The sequence below is a fragment of the Agromyces molybdatiresistens genome (genome assembly GCF_052748445.2).
Map to the genome: position 1 here is coordinate 255,021 of NZ_CM188258.1, position 19,201 is coordinate 274,221.

At 69.6% G+C, this 19,201-nt stretch carries 20 protein-coding genes; 6 read left to right on the forward strand and 14 right to left on the reverse strand.

Translation table 11 applies throughout. The features are described 5' to 3' along the window. Positions 1-11 precede the first annotated feature (11 nt). The 5 genes from ACULK2_RS01220 to ACULK2_RS01240 all read right to left on the reverse strand — a co-directional run bounded on the left by ACULK2_RS01220 (position 12) and on the right by ACULK2_RS01240 (position 6,333). A complete protein-coding gene (locus ACULK2_RS01220; protein ID WP_445969751.1) occupies positions 12-1,448 on the reverse strand; it encodes a rhamnulokinase in 1,437 nt (478 codons plus the stop codon). 199 nt (positions 1,449-1,647) lie between these two features. Continuing rightward, complete coding sequence (locus tag ACULK2_RS01225) at positions 1,648-3,684, reverse strand: bifunctional aldolase/short-chain dehydrogenase (protein WP_445969752.1); 2,037 nt, start codon at positions 3,682-3,684, stop codon at positions 1,648-1,650. Between the two features lie 29 nt (positions 3,685-3,713). Further along, a complete protein-coding gene (locus tag ACULK2_RS01230) occupies positions 3,714-4,685 on the reverse strand; it encodes an alpha/beta hydrolase (RefSeq protein WP_445969753.1) in 972 nt (323 codons plus the stop codon). Between the two features lie 5 nt (positions 4,686-4,690). Continuing rightward, the gene (rhaI, locus tag ACULK2_RS01235) at positions 4,691-5,857 is read right to left on the reverse strand and encodes an L-rhamnose isomerase (RefSeq protein ID WP_445969754.1); all 1,167 of its coding nucleotides are present in this window, start codon (positions 5,855-5,857) and stop codon (positions 4,691-4,693) included. Next, a complete protein-coding gene (locus tag ACULK2_RS01240; protein ID WP_445969755.1) occupies positions 5,854-6,333 on the reverse strand; it encodes an L-rhamnose mutarotase in 480 nt (159 codons plus the stop codon). The genes rhaI and ACULK2_RS01240 overlap by 4 nt, the downstream gene beginning before the upstream one ends. A gap of 241 nt (positions 6,334-6,574) precedes the next feature. Between ACULK2_RS01240 and ACULK2_RS01245 the strand changes: the two genes are divergently transcribed. After that, the gene (locus ACULK2_RS01245; RefSeq protein WP_445969756.1) at positions 6,575-7,582 is read left to right on the forward strand and encodes a LacI family DNA-binding transcriptional regulator; all 1,008 of its coding nucleotides are present in this window, start codon (positions 6,575-6,577) and stop codon (positions 7,580-7,582) included. Between the two features lie 101 nt (positions 7,583-7,683). Here ACULK2_RS01245 and ACULK2_RS01250 read toward each other — a convergent pair whose 3' ends face one another. The 5 genes from ACULK2_RS01250 to ACULK2_RS01270 form a co-directional block, all read right to left on the reverse strand. Then, on the reverse strand, positions 7,684-9,327 hold the full coding sequence (locus ACULK2_RS01250) for a M20/M25/M40 family metallo-hydrolase (protein ID WP_445969757.1): 1,644 nt from the start codon (positions 9,325-9,327) through the stop codon (positions 7,684-7,686). Between the two features lie 202 nt (positions 9,328-9,529). Beyond that, positions 9,530-11,014 (reverse strand): MFS transporter, encoded by a 1,485-nt coding sequence (locus ACULK2_RS01255; RefSeq protein ID WP_445969758.1) that lies wholly within the window; start codon positions 11,012-11,014, stop codon positions 9,530-9,532. A 5-nt stretch (positions 11,015-11,019) separates the two neighbouring features. Beyond that, positions 11,020-11,493, reverse strand: a complete 474-nt coding sequence (locus ACULK2_RS01260; protein ID WP_445969759.1) for a MarR family winged helix-turn-helix transcriptional regulator — start codon at positions 11,491-11,493, stop codon at positions 11,020-11,022. Positions 11,494-11,614: 121 nt separating this feature from the next. Then, entirely contained in the window at positions 11,615-12,229 is a 615-nt protein-coding gene (locus ACULK2_RS01265) for a recombinase family protein (protein ID WP_445969760.1), read from the reverse strand. 608 nt (positions 12,230-12,837) lie between these two features. Then, positions 12,838-13,623 carry a nucleotidyltransferase domain-containing protein gene (locus ACULK2_RS01270; protein WP_445969761.1) on the reverse strand — a complete coding sequence of 262 codons (786 nt, stop codon included), beginning with the start codon at positions 13,621-13,623 and terminating at the stop codon, positions 12,838-12,840. A gap of 103 nt (positions 13,624-13,726) precedes the next feature. On the opposite strand from ACULK2_RS01270, the gene ACULK2_RS01275 reads away from it, so the two are divergent. Further along, on the forward strand, positions 13,727-14,260 hold the full coding sequence (locus tag ACULK2_RS01275; protein WP_445969762.1) for a DUF2510 domain-containing protein: 534 nt from the start codon (positions 13,727-13,729) through the stop codon (positions 14,258-14,260). A gap of 108 nt (positions 14,261-14,368) precedes the next feature. On the opposite strand, the gene ACULK2_RS01280 is transcribed toward ACULK2_RS01275, so the two are convergent. After that, positions 14,369-14,767 carry a hypothetical protein gene (locus ACULK2_RS01280; protein WP_445969763.1) on the reverse strand — a complete coding sequence of 133 codons (399 nt, stop codon included), beginning with the start codon at positions 14,765-14,767 and terminating at the stop codon, positions 14,369-14,371. Positions 14,768-14,956: 189 nt separating this feature from the next. On the opposite strand from ACULK2_RS01280, the gene ACULK2_RS01285 reads away from it, so the two are divergent. Continuing rightward, positions 14,957-15,193, forward strand: a complete 237-nt coding sequence (locus ACULK2_RS01285; RefSeq protein WP_445969764.1) for a hypothetical protein — start codon at positions 14,957-14,959, stop codon at positions 15,191-15,193. A gap of 98 nt (positions 15,194-15,291) precedes the next feature. Here ACULK2_RS01285 and ACULK2_RS01290 read toward each other — a convergent pair whose 3' ends face one another. Continuing rightward, on the reverse strand, positions 15,292-15,870 hold the full coding sequence (locus ACULK2_RS01290) for a hypothetical protein (protein ID WP_445969765.1): 579 nt from the start codon (positions 15,868-15,870) through the stop codon (positions 15,292-15,294). 312 nt (positions 15,871-16,182) lie between these two features. Here ACULK2_RS01290 and ACULK2_RS01295 point away from each other — a divergent pair, with 312 nt between their 5' ends. From ACULK2_RS01295 to ACULK2_RS01305, 3 genes are all read left to right on the forward strand, one after another. Then, entirely contained in the window at positions 16,183-16,923 is a 741-nt protein-coding gene (locus tag ACULK2_RS01295; protein WP_445969766.1) for a hypothetical protein, read from the forward strand. Next, positions 16,920-17,450 carry an RNA polymerase sigma factor gene (locus ACULK2_RS01300; RefSeq protein WP_445969767.1) on the forward strand — a complete coding sequence of 177 codons (531 nt, stop codon included), beginning with the start codon at positions 16,920-16,922 and terminating at the stop codon, positions 17,448-17,450. The genes ACULK2_RS01295 and ACULK2_RS01300 overlap by 4 nt, the downstream gene beginning before the upstream one ends. A gap of 236 nt (positions 17,451-17,686) precedes the next feature. Continuing rightward, positions 17,687-17,824: a hypothetical protein gene (locus ACULK2_RS01305; protein ID WP_445969768.1), complete on the forward strand. Its 138-nt coding sequence runs from the start codon at positions 17,687-17,689 to the stop codon at positions 17,822-17,824. A gap of 272 nt (positions 17,825-18,096) precedes the next feature. Here ACULK2_RS01305 and ACULK2_RS01310 read toward each other — a convergent pair whose 3' ends face one another. Next, the gene (locus ACULK2_RS01310; protein ID WP_445969769.1) at positions 18,097-18,675 is read right to left on the reverse strand and encodes a Pr6Pr family membrane protein; all 579 of its coding nucleotides are present in this window, start codon (positions 18,673-18,675) and stop codon (positions 18,097-18,099) included. Positions 18,676-18,786: 111 nt separating this feature from the next. Then, the gene (locus tag ACULK2_RS01315; protein ID WP_445969770.1) at positions 18,787-19,185 is read right to left on the reverse strand and encodes a hypothetical protein; all 399 of its coding nucleotides are present in this window, start codon (positions 19,183-19,185) and stop codon (positions 18,787-18,789) included. Positions 19,186-19,201 lie beyond the last annotated feature (16 nt).

The window sequence follows — 19,201 nt, forward strand, 5'->3', positions numbered from 1 at the left end:
CGCGCTCGTCCTCAGCGTCCGGACGGCTCGTACCGCGTCGGCGCGAACGCCCGGGCGACGAGCGCGCGCAGGGACTCGAGATCGCCCTCGGCGAAGCCCTGCGCCCGAGCCTGGACGAGCACGTTGCCGATCGCCGTCGCCTCGACGGGCCCCGCGAGCACCGGGATGCCGGCGCGGTCGGCCGTGCGCCGGCACAGCAGCTCGTTGAGCGCGCCGCCGCCGACCACGTGGATCGTCTCCACGTCGATGCCTGACAGCACCGACGCGGTCCGCACCGCGTCGGCGAACGCGTCGGCGAGACTCTCGATGATCGACCGGGCGAACTCGGCCCGGCTCTCCGGGGCGGCGACGCCGTGCTCGGCGCACCACTCGGCGATGCGTCCGGGCAGGTCGCCGGGCGCGAGGAACCGGGGGTCGTTCGCGTCGAAGACGGCGACCGGCGAGGTGACGGATGCCGCGGCCGCGAGCAGCTCGGGCAGGTCGACCGTCTCGCCGTCCCGCTCCCACCAGCGCACCGACTCCGACAGCAGCCAGAGGCCCATGACGTTGTGCAGGAACCGGACCCGTCCGTCGACGCCGCCCTCGTTCGTGAAGTTCGCCTCGCGCGCGGCATCCGTCGTCACCGGGTGCTCGAGCTCGACGCCGACGAGCCCCCAGGTGCCGCACGAGATGTACGCGGCCGATTCGGCCTTCATGGGCACGGCGACGACCGCCGACGCGGTGTCGTGCGAGCCGACCGCGACGACCTCGAGGCCGCCGGGGGCGCCGAGCTCGGCGGCGATGTCGGGCCGCAGTGCGCCGAGGGAGGCGCCCGGATCGACGAGCGGGGCGAACACGGAGGCCGGGAGCCCGAGCTCCGCGATGAGGTCGTCGTCCCACTCGCCGGTGGCCACATCCACGAGCCCCGTCGTCGAGGCGTTCGTCCGCTCGGCGACCTTCGCGCCCGTCAGCTGGAATCCGATGAGGTCGGGGATCAGCAGGAGCGAATCGGCGAGGCCGAGCCATCCGCCCCGCCCCTCGGTTTCGGCGGCGAGCTGGTAGACGGTGTTGAACGGCAGGAACTGGAGACCGTTGCGACGGTAGAGGTCGGCGAACGGCACGCGCGCGTGCACCCGCTCGACCGCGGCGTCGTTGCGGGCGTCGCGGTAGTGGAACGGCTCGCCGAGGAGGCGGCCGCCGCGGAGCATCCCGTAGTCGACCGCCCACGAGTCGATGCCGATCGACGCGACGCCGGGCTCGCGACGGAACGCGCCGGCGAGACCGCGCGTGAGGTCGCGGTACAGCCCGGTGAAGTCCCAGTGGAGCCCCGACGCCATCCGCACCGGGCCGTTCGTGAACCGCGCGACCTGGTCGAGTTCGAGCCGGCCGGCCGGTTGGTCGACGTGCCCGACGATGACCCGTCCGCTCGTCGCCCCGAGGTCGACCGCCGCGACCGCCCCGCCGCTCACCGCGCCATCCTCTCGCGCGAAATGCCACTTCTGGCGGCCACGTGCGCGCGGGAACCGTTCGAGATGCCACTTCTGGCGGCCTCGTGCGCGCGGGAACCGTTCGAGATGCCACTTCTGGCGGCCTCCTCCGCCCGGAAACGGCCGCACGTGGCATCTCGACCGTGAGGGCGACCGTGAGGGCGGCCGTGACGGGAGCCGCTCATCGGAGGAACGCCGCGGCGACGCCCGAGTCGACGGGGATGTGCAGGCCGGTGGTGCGGGAGAGTTCGGGGCCGGTGAGCACGTAGACGGCGTCGGCGACGTTCTCGGGCACGACCTCGCGCTTGAGGATCGTGCGGTTCGCGTAGAACTGCCCGAGGTCCTCTTCCTTCACGCCGTATGTCGCGGCGCGGTTCGCGCCCCAGCCGGCTGCGAAGATGCCCGAGCCGCGCACGACGCCGTCCGGGTTGATGCCGTTGACGCGCACGCCGTGCTCGCCGAGCTCGACCGCCAGCAGCCGCACCTGGTGGGCCTGGTCGGCCTTGGTGGCCGAGTACGCGATGTTGTTCGGACCGGCGAACACCGAGTTCTTCGACGAGATGTAGATCACGTCGCCGCCCATCCGCTGCTCGATGAGCGCCTTCGCGGCAGCCTTCGCGACGAGGAACGAGCCCTTCGCCATGACGTCGTGCTGCAGGTCCCAGTCCTTCTCCGTGGTCTCGAGCAGCGGCTTCGACAGGGAGAGTCCGGCGTTGTTCACGACGAGGTCGATGCCGCCGAACGCGAGTACGGTCGCGTCGATCGCGGCCTGCACGCCGTCGGCGTCGGCGACGTTCGCGGCGACGCCGATCGCGACATCCGTTCCGCCCAGCTCGGCCGCGGCCGCCTGCGCCTTCTCGAGGTCGAGGTCGGCGACGACGACGCACGCGCCCTCGGCCGCGAGGCGGGTCGCGATGGCCTTGCCGATGCCGGATGCCGCGCCGGTCACGAACGCGATGCGGCCCTGGTGGGTCGCAGGCGCAGGCATCCGCTGGAGCTTCGCCTCCTCGAGCGCCCAGTACTCGATGCGGAACTTCTCGGCGTCGGAGATCGGCGTGTACGTCGAGAGTGACTCGGCGCCGCGCATCACGTTGATCGCGTTGACGTAGAACTCGCCCGCCACGCGCGCGGTCTGCTTGTTCGCGCCGTAGCTGAACATGCCGACGCCCGGCACGAGCACGATGAGCGGGTCGGCGCCGCGGATCGCGGGGGAGTCGGATGTCGCGTGCGCGTCGTAGTACGCCCGGTAGTCGGCGCGGTACTCGGCGTGCAGCTCCTGCAGGCGGGCGAGCTGCTCGTCGACCGTGGCCGTGGCAGGAAGGTCGAGGATCATCGGCTTGACCTTGGTGCGCAGGAAGTGGTCGGGGCAGCTCGTGCCGAGCGCGGCGAGCTCGGGCGCGCGCTCGGCGGCGAGGAAGTCGAGCACGACGTCGGAGTCGGTGTAGTGCCCGACCATCGGCTTGTCGGTCGACGCGAGGCCGCGGATGGTGGGGGCCAACGCAGCAGCGCGGGCGTGCCGCTCGGCCTCGGGGAGTGCCTCGAAGCCGGCGCGCACGCCGCCGAACGGCTCGGCTGCCCCGTGCTCGGCGATGTAGGCCGCGGCGGTGTCGATGATCCACAGCGAGTTGGCCTCGGCCTCGTCCGACGTGTCGCCCCACGCCGTGATGCCGTGCCCACCGAGGATGCAGCCGACCGCCTGCGGGTTCGCCGCCTTTATCTCGGCGATGTCGAGTCCGAGCTGGAAACCGGGGCGGCGCCACGGCACCCAGACCACCTTGTCGCCGAAGATGCGGGTCGTCAGGGCCTCCCCGTCGGCGGCCGTCGCGATCGCGATCCCGCTGTCGGGGTGCAGGTGGTCGACGTGCGCGGCCTCGACGAGGCCGTGCATGGCGGTGTCGATCGAGGGGGCCGCGCCGCCCTTGCCGTGCAGGCAGTAGTCGAACGCGGCGACCATCTCGTCCTCGCGGTCGACGCCGGGGTAGACGTCGACGAGCGCGCGCATTCGGTCGAGGCGCAGCACCGCGAGCCCCTGCTCGGTGAGCGTGCCGAGGTCGCCGCCGGAGCCCTTGACCCAGAGCAGTTCGACGGGCTCGCCCGTGACGGGGTCGGTCTCGGTGCCCTTCGCCGACGTGTTGCCGCCGGCGTAGTTCGTGTTCTTCGGGTCGGCGCCGAGGCGGTTCGACCGCGCGATGAGGTCGGCAGCTGCCTGGTTCGTCATGAGGTGATTCCTTCGGTGGGAGGAGGTGGTCAGGGGTGGTCGGGGGTGCCGGCGATCGCTGGAATTCGGCCGGATGACGCGACAAGACCCGCCAGCCAGTCGACGACGCGCTCGACGGTGACGGATGCCGCGGGCTCATCCGGCCGGTTCAGGTGCCCGTGCTCGGTGCCCGGTTCCGTCACGACGTCGACGGGTACGCCGGCGGCCGCGAGGGTCGCGGCGAACGCCTCGCCCGACACGCGCAGCTCGTCGGCCTCGCCGTTCACCATGAGCACGGGCGGGAACGCGGCGAGGTCGGCGGGCGCCGCGAGTCCGGGCACGGCCGGGAGCGGTGCATCGCCGACCGGCCCGCCGAGGTAGGCCTCGTACATCTCGAGGACGCGCGCGGGCCCGAAGCGGTCGGCATCGGGATTCGCGTCGAGCAGCGCCCGCAGCGGGGCATCCGGTGCCGGCTGCACGGCGAGCAGCGTCGGGTAGGCGAGGAACACCCCCGCCGGAGTGAATCCCGCCGACGGAGCGTCGGAGCGCGGCGCGGCCTCCACAGCCGCGTCCGGGAACCGGTCCGCCCCGCCGGCGGAGTCTGAGGCGGCCGCAGCACGGCGACCGGCCGCGATGCCGAGCGAGCGCAGCACGGCGCCCGCGGTGAGGTTCGCGCCGGCGCTCGCGCCGCCCACGACGACACGCGCCACGTCGATCCCGAGCTCGTCGGCGTGCGCCCCGGTCCATGCCCACGCGGCGAGCACGTCGTCGGAGCCCGCCGGGTAGGCGTTCGCACCGTCGGCGCCGACGAGCCGGTAGTCGATCGAGACGACCGTGACGCCGCGTGCGGCGAACGCGCGCGCGACCCAGTCGGCCTCGGGCATGTCGAGGTCGCCCGCGACGAAGCCGCCGCCGTGCGCCCAGAGGAGCGCGGGCGTCGGGCGCGCGGCCGCGGCATCCGCGGGGTACACGCGCACGAGTCCATCGGCCGCGCCGTACGCTCCCGTCGTCTCGATCGACATGGGGCTCAGGCGCCCCAGCCGGCCTGCACGCCTCCGACGCGGTCGGCGGCGATCCGGGCCAGGTAGCCGGATGCCGCGAACGCCTGCATCGGATCGGCCGGGAGGCCGCGCGACTCGCGCCACTCGGCGAGGGCCGGGCGCACGTCGGTGTAGAAGGCGTCCATGAAGATGCGGTTCGCCTCGAGCACGTCGCCCGAGACCTGCGCGGCGCGCAGCGCGTCGGTGTCGACGAGCAGGGCGCGCGCGGTCATCTCCTGCACGTTCAGCACCGAGCGGATCTGGCCGGGGATCTTGTCCTCGACGTTGTGGCACTGGTCGAGCATGAACGCGACATCCGGGTGGTTGAGACCGCCGCCGCGCGCGACCTCGTAGACGATGCGGAACAGCTGGAACGGGTCGGCCGCGCCCACGATGAGGTCGTCGTCGGCGTAGAAGCGCGAGTTGAAGTCGAACGAGCCGAGCTTGCCGAGGCGAAGCAGCTGCATGACGATGAACTCGATGTTCGTGCCGGGCGCGTGGTGGCCCGTGTCGAGGCAGACCATGGCCTTGTCGCCGAGCGCCGCGACCTGGGCGTAGCTCGTGCCCCAGTCGGGCACGTCGGTGTGGTAGAACGCCGGCTCGAAGAACTTGTACTCGAGCACGAGGCGCTGCTCGTCACCGAGCGCCGCGTAGATCTCGGCGAGCGACTCGTGCAGGCGGTCCTGCCGCCCGCGCAGGTCGGCCTGGCCGGGGTAGTTCGAGCCCTCGGCGAGCCAGATCTTGAGGTCCCGGCTGCCGGTCGCGTGCATGATGTCGATGCACTCGAGGTGGTGGTCGATCGCCTTCCGCCGGACGGCCGCATCCTCGTGGGTGAGGGCGCCGAACTTGTAGTCGTCGTCCTGGAACGTGTTCGAGTTGATCGTCCCGAGCGAGACGCCGTGGTCCTCCGCGTGGCGGCGCAGGTCGTCGTACGAGTCGACCTTGTCCCACGGGATGTGCAGCGCCACGGTCGGCGCGAGGGCGGTGTGCTTGTGCACCTGCGCGGCATCCGCGATCTTCTCGTACGGGTCGCGCGGCGTGCCGGGCGTCGCGAACACCTTGAAGCGGGTGCCCGAGTTGCCGAAGGCCCAGCTCGGCAGTTCGATGGCCTGCAGTTCGAGCTGGTCGAGGACGGTCTGCGGAATGGTGCTCACTGTTCGCTGCTTTCTGTGCGGGTGGTGACGGATGCCGCGTGGCCGGCGGCTGCGCCGGGTGCGGGGGTCTCGGTGCCGGCGTGCCGGTCGGCGGGGTCGGATGCCGCGGGCTCTCCGGGCGCGTCGAGCGCGGCGAGCTGGTCCTCGAGGTGGAACACCTCGGGGATCCGCGGGGCGCCCTGGTCGGGACGGCCGCCGTCGAGCGCGACGAAGAACTCCGCCATCTCGGCTTCCCACGGCGCGGTGCGCGGGTCGTTCGCGAGGGCGGCCTGGGCCGCGTCGTCGTCGTCGACCTCGTAGTAGCCGATGAGCAGCCCGTCCTCGCGGAGGAAGAGCGAGTAGTTGCGGCGACCGGATGCCTCGATGGCCCGGAGCATGTCGGGCTGGACCGCGGCGTGGCGCTCGCGGTACTCGTCGAGGCGAGCGGGGTCGACCTGCAGCTGGAAGCAGACCCGCTGCGTGGTGCCAGTGCTCATCGTCGAGCTCTCCGTTCGTCGTGAATCGTTTCAAAGCGTAGACCACGATGCCGGAGCACGCAAGACGGCATGCGCTTCCTCGCGCCGGACGCTCGTGCATGAAGATCGGGGTGATCGTCGGCTGGAGGCGCCCATCGCCCGGATCTTCATGCGCTGCGGGGCGCGCCGCGCGTCGCTCACGGCCGGAGCGCGCCCGCATCCGGTCCAGCGCCTCGTAGACTCCGACCCGGAGGGGAGTCCGATGGCAGTCAGCGTGCGCGAGGTCGCGGCCGCGGCATCCGTCTCGGTCGGCACGGTCTCGAACGTATTGAACCGGCCCGAGAAGGTCGCGCCCGAGACGGTCGCGCGCGTGCTCGCGGCGATCGAGGAGCTCGGTTTCGTGCGCAACGACGCGGCCCGGCAGCTGCGCGCCGGCCGCAGCCGGTCGATCGGCCTCGTCGTCCTCGACGTGCGGAACCCCTTCTTCACCGATGTCGCCCGCGGCGCGGAGGATCGTGCCGCCGAGGACGGCATGACGATCCTGCTCGGCAACAGCGACGACAACCCCGATCGCGAACGCGCCTACCTCGACCTCTTCGAGGAGCAGCGCGTCCGTGGCGTCCTGATCTCGCCGCGCAGCGATGACCTGCCGCGACTCGAGCGCGCGCGGTCGCGCGGTGTTCCGGTGGTGCTCGTCGACCGGGAGGCGCCCGACCGCAGCTTCTCGTCGGTGGCCGTCGACGACGTCATCGGCGGGGCCCTGGCCGTGCGCCACCTCGTCGAGTCGGGACGGCGACGCATCGCGTTCGTCGGCGGGCCGTCGTCGATCCACCAGGTCGCCGACCGGCTCGAGGGTGCGCGCCGCGCGGCCGCCGAGACGCCGGGCGTGACGCTCGAGGTCGTCGAGACGTCGGGCACGACCGTGCTCGAGGGCCGTGCCGCCGGCGAGGCGATCCGCGACCGGGCGCCCGGACACCGTCCCGACGCGATCTTCTGCGCGAACGACCTGCTCGCCGTCGGTGTGCTGCAGGCGCTCGTGATGCTGGGCGACCTGCGCGTGCCCGACGACATCGCCCTCATCGGGTACGACGACATCGACTTCGCGCAGGCGTCGGTCGTGCCGCTCTCGTCGATCCGCCAGCCCGCCTGGCTCATCGGCTACACGGCCGTCGACCTGCTGCTCCGCGAGGCGCGCGACGGTGCCGACTTCACCCCCGACCAGGTGCAGTTCCAGCCCGAACTCGTCGTGCGGGAGTCGACGGGGCACTGACGCCGCCGGCGAACGGCGCCGCACGTTACGGGCCCGACGTTGCCCCGAACGGTCCGGCCCTCCCGCGCATCGCACGGGAGGGCCGACCGGTCGGGCGAGGATCAGCGGAACAGGTGGGCGCCCAGGTGGTCGCCGGCCTTCTCCGCCGCCTTCGACGAGGCCTTCGCCGTGCCGTTCACGGACGACGTCGACATCGCGTAGGTGAGGACCGCGTGCGCGATGGCGTCGGCCATGTCGGCGAGGCCCTCCTGGTTGACGTTGCTGATGACGCCCTCGTACTCGAGCGCGCCACCGTACGCGGCGTTCAGCGCGGCGTACAGCTCGGCGTCGGCACCGTCGGCCACCGGGTCGAGGCTGTCGCAGGCCTGGTGGTAGCACGGGTCGTACGACACGGGCTCGCCCTCGAACTCCGACAGGCCTCCGTAGTCGAGCACCTGGTCGGCCGTCTTCGCGCCCTCGGCACCGGTGAACAGGCCGCCGGCCGGGATGCCGGCGCTGATGAAGGCGTCGTAGTCCGACCGTCCGTCGAACTCCGTCGGCTCGGACTCCTCGCCGATCGAGGCGAAGAAGTCGGAGAACAGGTGCTCGATGTCGTCGCTGCCGCTCGGGCCCTTGATGCCGAACGCGTCGCCGTCGCCGTCGTACACGAAGTTCGCGTAGTTCGGCGAGCCGACCATGTCGAAGTTCAGGTAGAGCTCGATGTTGTTCGCCTCCTTCTTCGGCAGCGAGTCGACGTAGTACTGCGAGCCGATCAGGCCGGCCTCCTCGGCGCCCCACCATGCGAAGCGCACGGCGTTGCGCGGCTGGATGTCGAGCGCGGCCATCTGCAGCGCGGTCTCGAGGATCGCCGCGGAGCCGGTTCCGTTGTCGTTGATGCCCGGGCCGCTCGACACGGAGTCGAGGTGGGCGCCGGCCATGACGACCCGGTCGGTGCGGCCGGTCGGCGTCTGCGCGATGAGGTTCTGCGTCTCGACGCCGAGCTCGATGAGCGTCTCGGTCATCAGGTGCATGACGACCTCACCCGATGTGAGGAGCGTCGCCAGCTCGTCGCCGATCGCGAACGAGGTGCCGACGACCGGGAGGTCGTCGCTGAAGGCGTCGCCGAGCGTCGCATTCAGCGTCTCCTGTCGGCCGTCCTGACCCTCGTTGAAGATGATGACGCCGCTCGCGCCCGCGTCGGCCGCGTTGGCAGCCTTGACGGCGAAGTCGCACGAGCCGCGCTGCACGAGCGCGATGTTGCCCGAGGTGAACCCGTCGAAGTCGGAGGCCTCGCAGCCACTGGTCGACGTGTTGGCGGTGGAGCCCGGCGGAAGCGACAGGTCGACCGCCTCGAGCGGCGCGGTGACGTCGCCGCTGCCCGAGTACTCGGCCGTCACGAAGTCCACGAACGGCTCGTAGATCTCGGGGTCGGGCGACACGCGATCCATCTCGGGCTCGCTGAGCTCGGTGAAGGAGTTGAAGGTGAACGTCTGCCGGTCGACGAGGTAGCCGGCGTCGACGAGGAGATCCTCGATGTAGTCGACCGACGCGCCGTACCCGGGCGTCCCGCTCGCTCGGGTGTCGCCGTTGGCGTCGGCGATGTCCTGGAGCTCGGCGAGGTGGTTCATGATTCCGTCGGCGGTGACGGCGTCGCGCAACGGGGCGGTGTTCACGGGCACGGCGGCCTGCGCGCTCGTCGCGGTCAGGGCGATCGCCGCGGTCGCGGCAACCGCGGCGATCGTGGCATTCCGAGTTCGTCTTCTCACGGTCTCTCCCATGGGGGTGGTCAGAACCGGGGGCACGGTGCCATCCGGGACATCCGGACACGCCGGCGGGCGGTGCCCGGACGAGACCGACCCTGACACCGCGCCGCGGCCGAGGTCAAGGGGTCGCGCGAGAGTGCGACGGATGCGTGACGTCGGTCGCGCCGTGATGCCGGAAATCGGCGCGGAGCGCGCGATCGTTGCGTCAGGTGCCGGATGGCGCAGGCGGGCGCGACGCGGATGGCGCGGCTGCGCCGCCCATGCGCGGCCTGCCACCCTCGGCCGGTCTCGTCGGGCGCCGCGCCACGTGTCGGCCGTCGTCCACCGGGATGTGCGCGGGTCGGTCGACCGCGCCGGTCACCAGGTCGAGCGGCGCGGTCCCCGTCGGCACGACCTCGACGGCCCGGGTGATCGGCACCGCGATCGCGGCCGTCGGCGCCTCGGCGTACGAGAGTCCGAAGCGCGGCATCCGCCCGCCGATCGGGTGCCGGACCACCCGGAGGCCGCGCGAGACGATGAGCCAGCCGAGGCCGACGAGTGCGGCGATGCCGGCGGCGACCGCGGCGACGCCCAGTGCCCAGCGCGGACCCCAGGCGTTCGCGACCGCACCCACGATGGGTGCGCCGATCGGCGTGCCGCCGGAGAGGATCGCCATGTAGAGCGCCATGACGCGCCCGCGCAGCAGCGGGTCGGTCGTCGTCTGCACATAGCCGTTCGCGGTCGTCAGCATGGTGACGACGGTGAACCCGATGAAGATCGTGGATGCCGCGAACAGCCAGTACGTCGGCATGACGGCGGCGACCGTGGCCGCGACGCCGAAGAACGCGACGGCGGCGATGATGACGCGGATGCGCGCGCGTTCGCGCTTGGCGGCGAGCAGCGCACCCGTGAGGGAGCCGATCGCGAGGATCGACGAGAGCAGGCCGTACTCGCCGGCGCCGCGGCCGAACTCGACGGCCATCGTCGAGGAGAAGATCGGGAAGTTCATGCCGAAGGCGCCGATCAGGAACACCATCACGAACACGACGACGAGGTCGGGTCGCCCGGCCACGTAGCGGAAGCCCGCGACGAAGGCGCCGCGCTCACGGGGAGCCCGCGGCATCCGTCGCAGGTTGGAGCGCTTGAGCTTCGCGAGCGCGACGAGGACCGCGATGAAGGTGACCGCGTTGATCACGAACACCCAGCCGGTGCCGACGAGCACGATGAGCACGCCCGCCAGGGCGGGGCCGATCATGCGTGCGGCGTTGAACGACGCAGAGTTCAGCGCGACCGCGTTCGACATGTTCGACGACGAGACGAGGTCGGCGACGAAGGTCTGGCGCGCCGGGATGTCGACCGCGTTCACGATGCCGAGGAGGCCGGCGAAGACGTAGAGGTGCCAGAGTTCCGCGTGCCCGAAGATGAGCAGGAGCCCGAGCGCGAGCCCGAGCAGGCCGAGGGCCGACTGCGTGAACATCAGGATCTTGCGGCGCTCGAAGCGGTCGGCGATGAGGCCGGTCACGGGCACGAGCAGCAGCTGCGGTGCGAACTGGAGGGCCATCGTGATGCCGACCGCGAGGGCGTCGTTGTCGGTGAGCTCGGTGAGCACGACCCAGCTCTGGGCGGTGGCCTGCATCCACGCGCCGATGTTGGAGACGAGCGCGCCGACGAACCAGATGCGGTAGTCGACTGAGGCGAGGGAGCGGAACATGGATCTCACTGGTCGGTGAGCCTCCTGAGGATCTCGGTGGCGGCGGCGAGCGTGTCGCGCTCGTCGGGGGAGAGGGTGGCGAACCGCTTGGCGAGCCAGGCGTCGCGGCGCCGGCGGGTCTCGCGGACGATCGCCTCGCCCGCGTCGGTCGTGCGGAGCAGGACCTTGCGGCCGTCGTCGGGCGAACCCTCGCGCACGAGCAGGCCGGACTCGACGAGGCAGTTCACCGTGCGATTCATCGACGGGGGAGTGACGCGCTCGAGCTCGGCGAGTCGGCCCGGCGTGAGCGGGCCTTCGCTCGCGGTCCAGGCGAGGGCCGCGTACTGCGTGGCGCTGAGTTCGGCGTCGGCGCGCTCCTGGCGGATGCGTCGGGCCAGGCGCATGACCGCGAGGCGGAGCTCGGTGCTCTGCTCGGCGAGGGGGGCGCGGCGGGCGCGGGCGGGTGCCTGAGCGGGTGCCTGGGCGATGGTGTCGGTCACATCGTTAGCCTAACAAATTAGGGTGCCTAATGATTCCGAGGGCCGCGCACGCGCGCTGGGAGGCGCAGCGGTGGTACCGCGCGGCATCCCTCAATGGGCAAGTCGCACGTGCTCATGAGCGTCATCCCGAGGTGGACCGCGTGAACTCGTTGGCCTCGTCAGCGATGGCGGTGCGCCGGATCGACCGGTAGATGGTCGCTCTCGACACGTTGAACATCGCGGCGAGCTCCGTGGTCGTGCGCGTGCGCTGAGCGTAGACCTCAGCGAGCAGCTGCTGTTGCGGCCCGGAAAGCTTCGGTTGCCTGCCTCTCAGACGTCCCTTGGCCTTCGCGAGCTGCATCCCTTCGCGGGTGCGGGCGCGAATCAGGTCGGATTCGAACTCGGCGACGATGGCGAGCACGTTGAACAGGAGCCGTCCGACGGGGTCGTTTGGGTCGTGCACAGATCCACCGAGGTTCAGTGAGACATGTCGTTCGGTGAGCTCGTCGACGATGTCCCGCGCGTCGCGCAATGAGCGCGCCAGGCGGTCCAGCTTCGTGACGACGAAGGTGTCACCGTCACGGCATGCGGCCAGCGCTTCGCGGAGTCCGGGTCGGTCACGGTTGGTTCCGGTGAGACCGCGGTCGGTGTAGATACGGTCGGGATGGACTCCCAGTTGTTCGAGCGCCTGCTTCTGGATGGTGAGATCCTGGTCGTTCGTGGAGACCCTGGCGTATCCGATCATCAATGCGTTCATGGCCGCAGGTTCGCCCCGGGGAGCAGTCCGCGGCAACCGTCGCAGATCTCGTCACCGGTTTCCCGCTCGAAGCCCGCCCGAGAGTTGGATTCGCCGCACCTGACGTCCTTTGGATCCGTCGTGTCCAAGCTCGGGAGATCGAAGCGGCTCAGCCGAGTGATCGCCTGCCAAGCCCGATCCCTGAGCGCGACGGGCGCCGGTCAATTAGGGCTTATCGAGACGTTCCCAAGGCGGCAGGTATGGCAGCCCTTCCTCGGGATCGGTCTCGCGATCGAAGTCCTGATAGTCCTCCAGGAATGGCGCCGCCAACTCCTCGGGGACCGCGAGGCCTTGGAAGCCGAGACCCCAGAGGTCGAGCGCTTGCTGAGCCGTGTAGGCCCAGGGTCTCCGGCGTATCTCCCAGGTCCTGACGGCTGGGTCATCCGAGCCTTTCTCTGACCACCACGCGACCAAGTCCCGCTCCCCGAAGATCGCCCAGCTTCCTGAGGATCCGAATATGGCCACGCGCATCGCAACGTCTCGAATGCCGTAGGGCTCATCGGGATTGGAGTTGAAGTTGAGGGCCTCGAAGTAGGCATCGCTCGAGGATCCCTCAGCGGGCGTTCGCCTCAGCCGAGCTGTGACCTGAAGTATTCGTCCGCCAAGGCCCGCGTGCGGATGGGATCATTCGCCGGGGCCATCGTTTCGAACCGTTCAGCTCGTTCGAGTTCCGTGGTCACGAATCGCTCCAGGACCGCGGGCGGTGTTCCCCCACCGAGCTCCCGTGTTCGCGCCTTCCGCGTGATGAGTTCGCTTGCCGCATCGCGTACGTCACCGTCGACGTCTCCTTCGGCCAGCAACGTCTGGAGGTCCATGGGCGGCACGGCGTCCGCCGGATGTGTTTCCAGCCATCGCAGGGCGGCCGCAGGCCTCAGCACATAGAAGAACCGCTTCAGCGTCGCCGGGCCGGTCCTTTGCTGCTTGGCGACGTGAAGATAGTGCCGCCCGATCGCGCTGCGCTCAACCACAGCGTCGGCAAGCGAAAGGAGGCCGTCTCGGAAGTCGGCGTCGCCGGTATAGATGATTGGCGAGCGAAGCCACTCGATCGCCGTCGCGTTGCCCTTCACGATCAGCCTGACTGTCTTTGCCAGGTCCCACCCGTTCACGTCAAACGTGCTGTCGAGCGGCGTCTCGATAACGTCTCGGGAAGGCCACAACGAGACGTAGTGATCGCGGGAACGGATGAACACGAACCGGCAGTCAAAGTCGCTGTCCGGCGACGGAAAGCCCCACGCCCGGCTGCCACTCTCGATCGCCCACGGAATTCGAACCGCGTGCTCGGCCGACACCGTCGACAAGCGCCGATCGATTTCTGCAACCACTTGCAAGTCGAGGGAGATCGGGACTGCACGCACGGCTCGACGATACCGCCGGCGTCGATAGAGATCTTCGACGATCCTCAGCGCGACGTGGACGGCAGCAGCCAAGCTCCGGTGCGAGCACGGTACCGTTCATGGCATGACGGTGAGGGCTGATCGCGAGGGTCTTGAACCCGGTTCGATCGTGGCCGGCTGGTACGAGGATCCCGAGGCGCCCGATCTGGAGCGCTGGTGGACCGGCAGCGCATGGTCGGACACGGAGTTCCGACCAAAGCCGGAGGATTCGGAGCTCATCGCGTACGTGAAGAGTTACCGCGACCTCGGCCCGACCTCTCCCACGAACTACCTCGCGGTGTCGGCTCTGGTCCAGGCGACGATCTGCCTCGCGGTGTCGGCCCTGTGCCTCGCGATTGCGGTTGCGCTGCCTGCGGCGATGTCGATGCTCGTCGGTGCGACGTTCCTGATCGTCACGGAGGGCGTCGTCGTTCTCGTTGGGCTCTGGTCGGTCGGCCTCGGGATCATCACGGTCCGCAACGCGCGCCGGAATCAGGACCGGCGGTTGCAGCATGCCATCGGTGCGAGCGTCATCGCGGCCACCGCGGTCATGGTTGCGGTCGCGCTGCTGATCGCGCAGGCTCCCGCCTGGTGGGCAAACTCCGGCCTCGCCGGGTAGACGCATCTTCGCTCCGCGCGACGACGCGCGCACGATCCCCTTCTGCGGACGGTCGGATTGGTGGGTTTCAGCGCGATTTGCTCGCGGGGGCTGTCTCAGAAGAGGCACTTACGCCTGCGGCATTGCTGTCGTGGTCTGTGACTGGCGGCGCTTCTTTCCCCTGAAGGGGCGCGCGGTGAACAGGGTGGCCACGGCGCCGATGCCAGTGGCGATCAGGAACGGTATTGCGACGATGGGGCCGTTGTCCTCGATCCGAAGCAGGATGACGCCGACCACCCCCGTTGACGCGACGAGGAGCGCTTGCCACCAGCGTGAGCCCATCCACCAGCCGAGGGCGGCGAGCACGATGAACCCGATCATGCTGCCCCATACCCACGGCCTGGCTGCAATGAGGCCCTCCATGGATGGAATGTCGAGCTCGAAGTACAACATCTCGGTGATTGCGTTGAGAGCGATCACGATGTTGGTGAGGACGGCGAGGAACCAGACCGTGAGCAGGGTCGGCATGACCCACCCCGGTGCGCCGGTCGAACCCCGACGACCCACGCCCTCGGAACCCGTGGATACTACCAATTACGCCCCCTTCGCCTCCCGGCAGCCGACCTGGGGCCAAGTCTGCCGCGCTAGCGTGCCCAGCCACCACCCACGATCATTCAGCGCGACCGCTTCCGCGGGGGCGTCGTGCAGGATCGACTCATGCCCGAATCGCAGAGTCTCAGTGTCGCCGACCTTCGAACGCTTGCCCGACTCTGCGACGCGACGCGGGCAATGACCCTCTCCGGAAAACTCGGTCACGAGGCCGTATACACCCTGCGGACGAGGCTCATGAGCGTCGAGCCAACCGACGACGGAGGTGCCGACGACCAGGTCGTCGTTGCTCGACTCGAGCATCTGATCGAGCGGCTACGGGACGAACTCGGCGCCAACTACTAGCGGCTCGCTCCCTATCCCCGACTGATCGCATTTCCGGTTGGGTCGCCGATGGGAAGGGAATGCCAGAACCGGTGCGTCGGGTTGGTGCACCGGATTCTTCAGCCCTGTTCGGCGCGATGCTCGGCCATCTTCGTGTCGATGTCGAGGCAGAGTTCGAAGAGGGCCTGTTCGCGCTCCGGCTCGATGGGCGCGGTTCCCATGTTGGGGAACCAGACGTAGTCGGGCCATTTGCTCACCCATTCCTCGCGGGGGGCGGGCGGGGGGTTGTCGATGCCGTTCGCGGCGAGGCAGGGCGCGCTGTACGCGACGAGGTAGTCGTAGATCCAGCCGAGTTCGGCGTCGGTCGGGCCGGCGGCGGAGCGCTTGATCGGGTGCACTGTTTCACAGACCCAGACCGCGATGGCCTCGGATTCGCTGGCCGGAAGCGGGTTGATCGCGAAGGCCGGTCCATCGGGGTCGGTCGCGGCGTGGCCTTCCTCGATCTGCAGTCCCGCGGTGTCGTAGCAGGCACGCCGCACTTCGAGCAGGTCGGATTCGGCGATGTACGTCTCGAACGGGTCTGCTGGGCGCTCGGCGTCGGGGTAGGTGCTCAGCAGCCGGTCCCAGGCCGCGTCGGCGTCGGCCAGCCGCGCAAGTTCGATCTCGGCGTCAGGCAGCGGTGGCGCCGGTTCGGGCACCGGTTCCAGTTCGGGCATCGGGATCAGGACGAGGGAGAGGTCCGCGTCGTCCGTCGGTGACGGGGTGGGCTCGATCGGTGGGGCGGGGCTGCAGCCGGTCAATGCGCCGGCAGTGAGGACGCACGTCGCGATGAGGGCGACTGGTGTGCGGCGACGTGTGGCAGGGCGTGATGTCGCGCGAAGGGGTCGGGTCATGTGTGAATGGTGGAGGAGATGGATCTCCGGATCAAGTGAAGTCGGATGAGCGCACGAAGGGTGCACGCGATTGTTCGAGGGCTGTCACGTTCGGCGGGTTTCCGGACATGGAGAGGTATGACCGATACGCGAGATGGTGCGGACGCGCGGATCGAGGCGCTCGGCGCGCTCAGTTCATCACCGTCAGTCGCCCGGGAACTCGTGGAGTTGACCCGGGCCTTCGAGGAACCCCGACTGCGGGCATCGCTTGAGCGCGCGACCCGACGTGAACGTGCGGTGGTCCGTGCCCGGCGGCTCATCGTCGGAGCCGTTGTCGCGTTGGCCGGGGTTGGTCTCGCAGTGCCGGCCGCCGCGTTGACGTCCTGGCTGGCCAGGACGGATGAGTTCGGTAATCCGGCGGTCAGTACCGAGGAAGACGCCACCGAGTGGATCGATCTTCGCGCACCAGATGCGCCCGAGGTGGTGATCGAGGCCTACCCCACCGATCTCCGCCTTCCCCACGGCGTGACCCGGGAGGACGCCATCGCCAGCGTGACCCGGGTCTTCGAGAAGATGCGTGACGGTCTTGCGCAGGAGGGTCTGATGACCTCGACCTACGAGAACTTCGCACTCTGCGCATGGGCGGCGGATTGGCTCGGAGCCGAGACTGCGGACGACCCGGCACGTGGTCAACGCGCCGCGGACTGGCTCTCCGAGCCCGGGAACTACCCGACTATGGTCACGCAGGACATCACCGGAGACATCGTCGCCTCAATCCTCGGCTACACCGAGGACGGCCGAGCCGGCCAGATGGACTCGGTTGCCACGCTCTACAAGGTGGCCTCCTGCAAGGGGCTGCTCGAGGGAGTCGAACAGTGACGGCTGACATGGTGCAGGATGCACCGGTCTCGAGCCCAACGACTGACGACGTCGAGGAGTTCATCCGGTCGGTCGCGGGAGACCTGCTGGGCTACTTCGCACGCCGCGTCAGCCCAGCCGAGGACTCCGCCGACTGCCTCTCCGAAACGCTCCTCGTCCTATGGCGACGCCGCGGCCGGCTCCCGGCCGAGCACGACCAGCGGCGAGCATGGAGCTTCGGTATCGCCCGAAACGTCCTCAACGCTCACCGCCGCACCGCGGCGAAGCGCCTCGCGATCGCCGAACGGTTGCGGACCGAGCTCCGACAGCACCCGATCGCGCCCGAGAGTAGCGACGACCGAGCCATCACCGCCCTCGCCTCGCTGCCACGCCGCGACCAGGAACTCGTCTGCCTGGTCGCGTGGGAGGGCCTCGGCGTCGCCGAGGCGGGCGCCGTCCTGGGACTTCGGGCCGACGCAGCGCGGGCTCGGTACTCGCGAGCCAGGCGACGCCTTCGTGACCAGCTCCTTGACCCATCGCGCCAATGACTTCGTCCCGCCCAACGCCAGCCCGGCGCGACGCCGCGCCGGGCAGTACCCGGGCCGCGCCATGGGCCCGATGGACTGCGCTGGGCGTCTTCACTCTCGGGATCCTGATCCCATCCGGGATCGCATTCGCCGCGGTCTGGAACAACGCGATGGCGAACGCCCCGTTCTTCGGCAGAACGGTTCACGATCGGATCGATCCGTCCTCCGACCCGACACTCTGGGCAACCGGAATCCTCATGGCCACGAGCAGTGCCATCCTCGGCGCCCTCGTCGTCGTCGAGCTGCATCATCACAGATGGCTCATCTCGGGAATCGCCCTCACGCTGATCTCCCTCATCCCGCTGGGTCTGAACTGGTACATCCTCTTCAACTGACTGACAGCGAGCCCCGCGATGTGCCATCCATCGCCCGCCCGGTGGCCGGTCCATCAGTGGTCCAGCACCACAGTTGTGGACGGTTGTTGCGGGTGGGCAGCGACCATCACCCGCATCAACTGTCAACACGGTGGTGCGGCGCGAAAGCCGGTCCGCCGCTGACGCACGGACGATCCCTCAGCGGACAAGCGCCTTTTCCTCACTCGGCTCCCCGTCGATCGTCTTGCAGGATGCTCAGCCGTGTCTTGCGAGCCCGGGTGGGGACGTGTCGATCAGGCGGGACTGATGTCGGTGTGCCAGGGACTTCTTCGGCTGGCGGCCCAGACCAGAGCGCCGGCGACGAGTACTGCGCAGAGCAGCCCGACGAGGTGCGCAGTCAAGGAAGCAGTTCCGCGCTCAGGGAGGAGGAATCCGTATGGCACCCATCCGTCGGATGCGCCGCGAACGAGAACGACGCTGACCCAGATGAGCGGGTACAGCACGATGAACCAGAGACGGCGCCAGGGCAGCGTCGAGCGATCGGGGACGAGTATCCAGTCCGTCGCGATGACCAGGGGCAACACGATGTGGAGTACGGCGCTCACCCAGGCGGGGGCGCTGCCAGTTCCCGGGACGAGGACGTTGTAGACGATTCCCACGACGATCAAGTACGCGGTCGCCATTCCCCGCAGGAGGTTCAGCCACTCGGGCGCGGCGCGCCGGCGCACCGTGACCGCCCCGCTGACGATCAGCACGACGCAGGTGAAGAGCGTGGTCTGGTTGGTGAAGTAGCCGAAGTAGTCGAACGGGTTGCCGTCTCCAGCCGCGATGCGGAGCGTGTAGGCGTAGCCGAGCAGGGCGATACCCAGCACGCCTACGGTGATCCGAGCCGGCCCGATCAGCGACGCGACTGCACGAGGCGCGTCGCGCGAGCTCACGTTGTGGCCCTCATCGCGTGGGGAACATGATCGGCGCGCACCTGTCTAGGCCAGCCAAGCGCCGCCGACCGGTCGGACGAGCAGCCAGCTGACCGGGAGCGCGACGAGCACCATGAGAACGGCGCCTCCCAGAGTCACCCCCAGGACATTGAGGCCCGCATGCCGAGCGATCTGCGCAGCAACGATCGTGCACACGATGAGGACCATCATCCCGAGAAACAATCCGAATCCGCCCCCGAGCATCGCCTCACTGGCGTGACCCTGCGAAGTCGGGTCTGGGTTGCCGGCGTAGTTGGCCGCAACGGCGTACCCCTCGATCGTGAACGCGAGCGGAAGTACCAACAGCGCCGCGCCGACGGCCCACGTCAGAACGAGCCACCGCACGAAGTGACGGTTGGCGGCCGGTGGGCGCCAGTCCTTCGCCGCCGCAGATTCCTTCTTCATCGCACCTCCAGGGGTC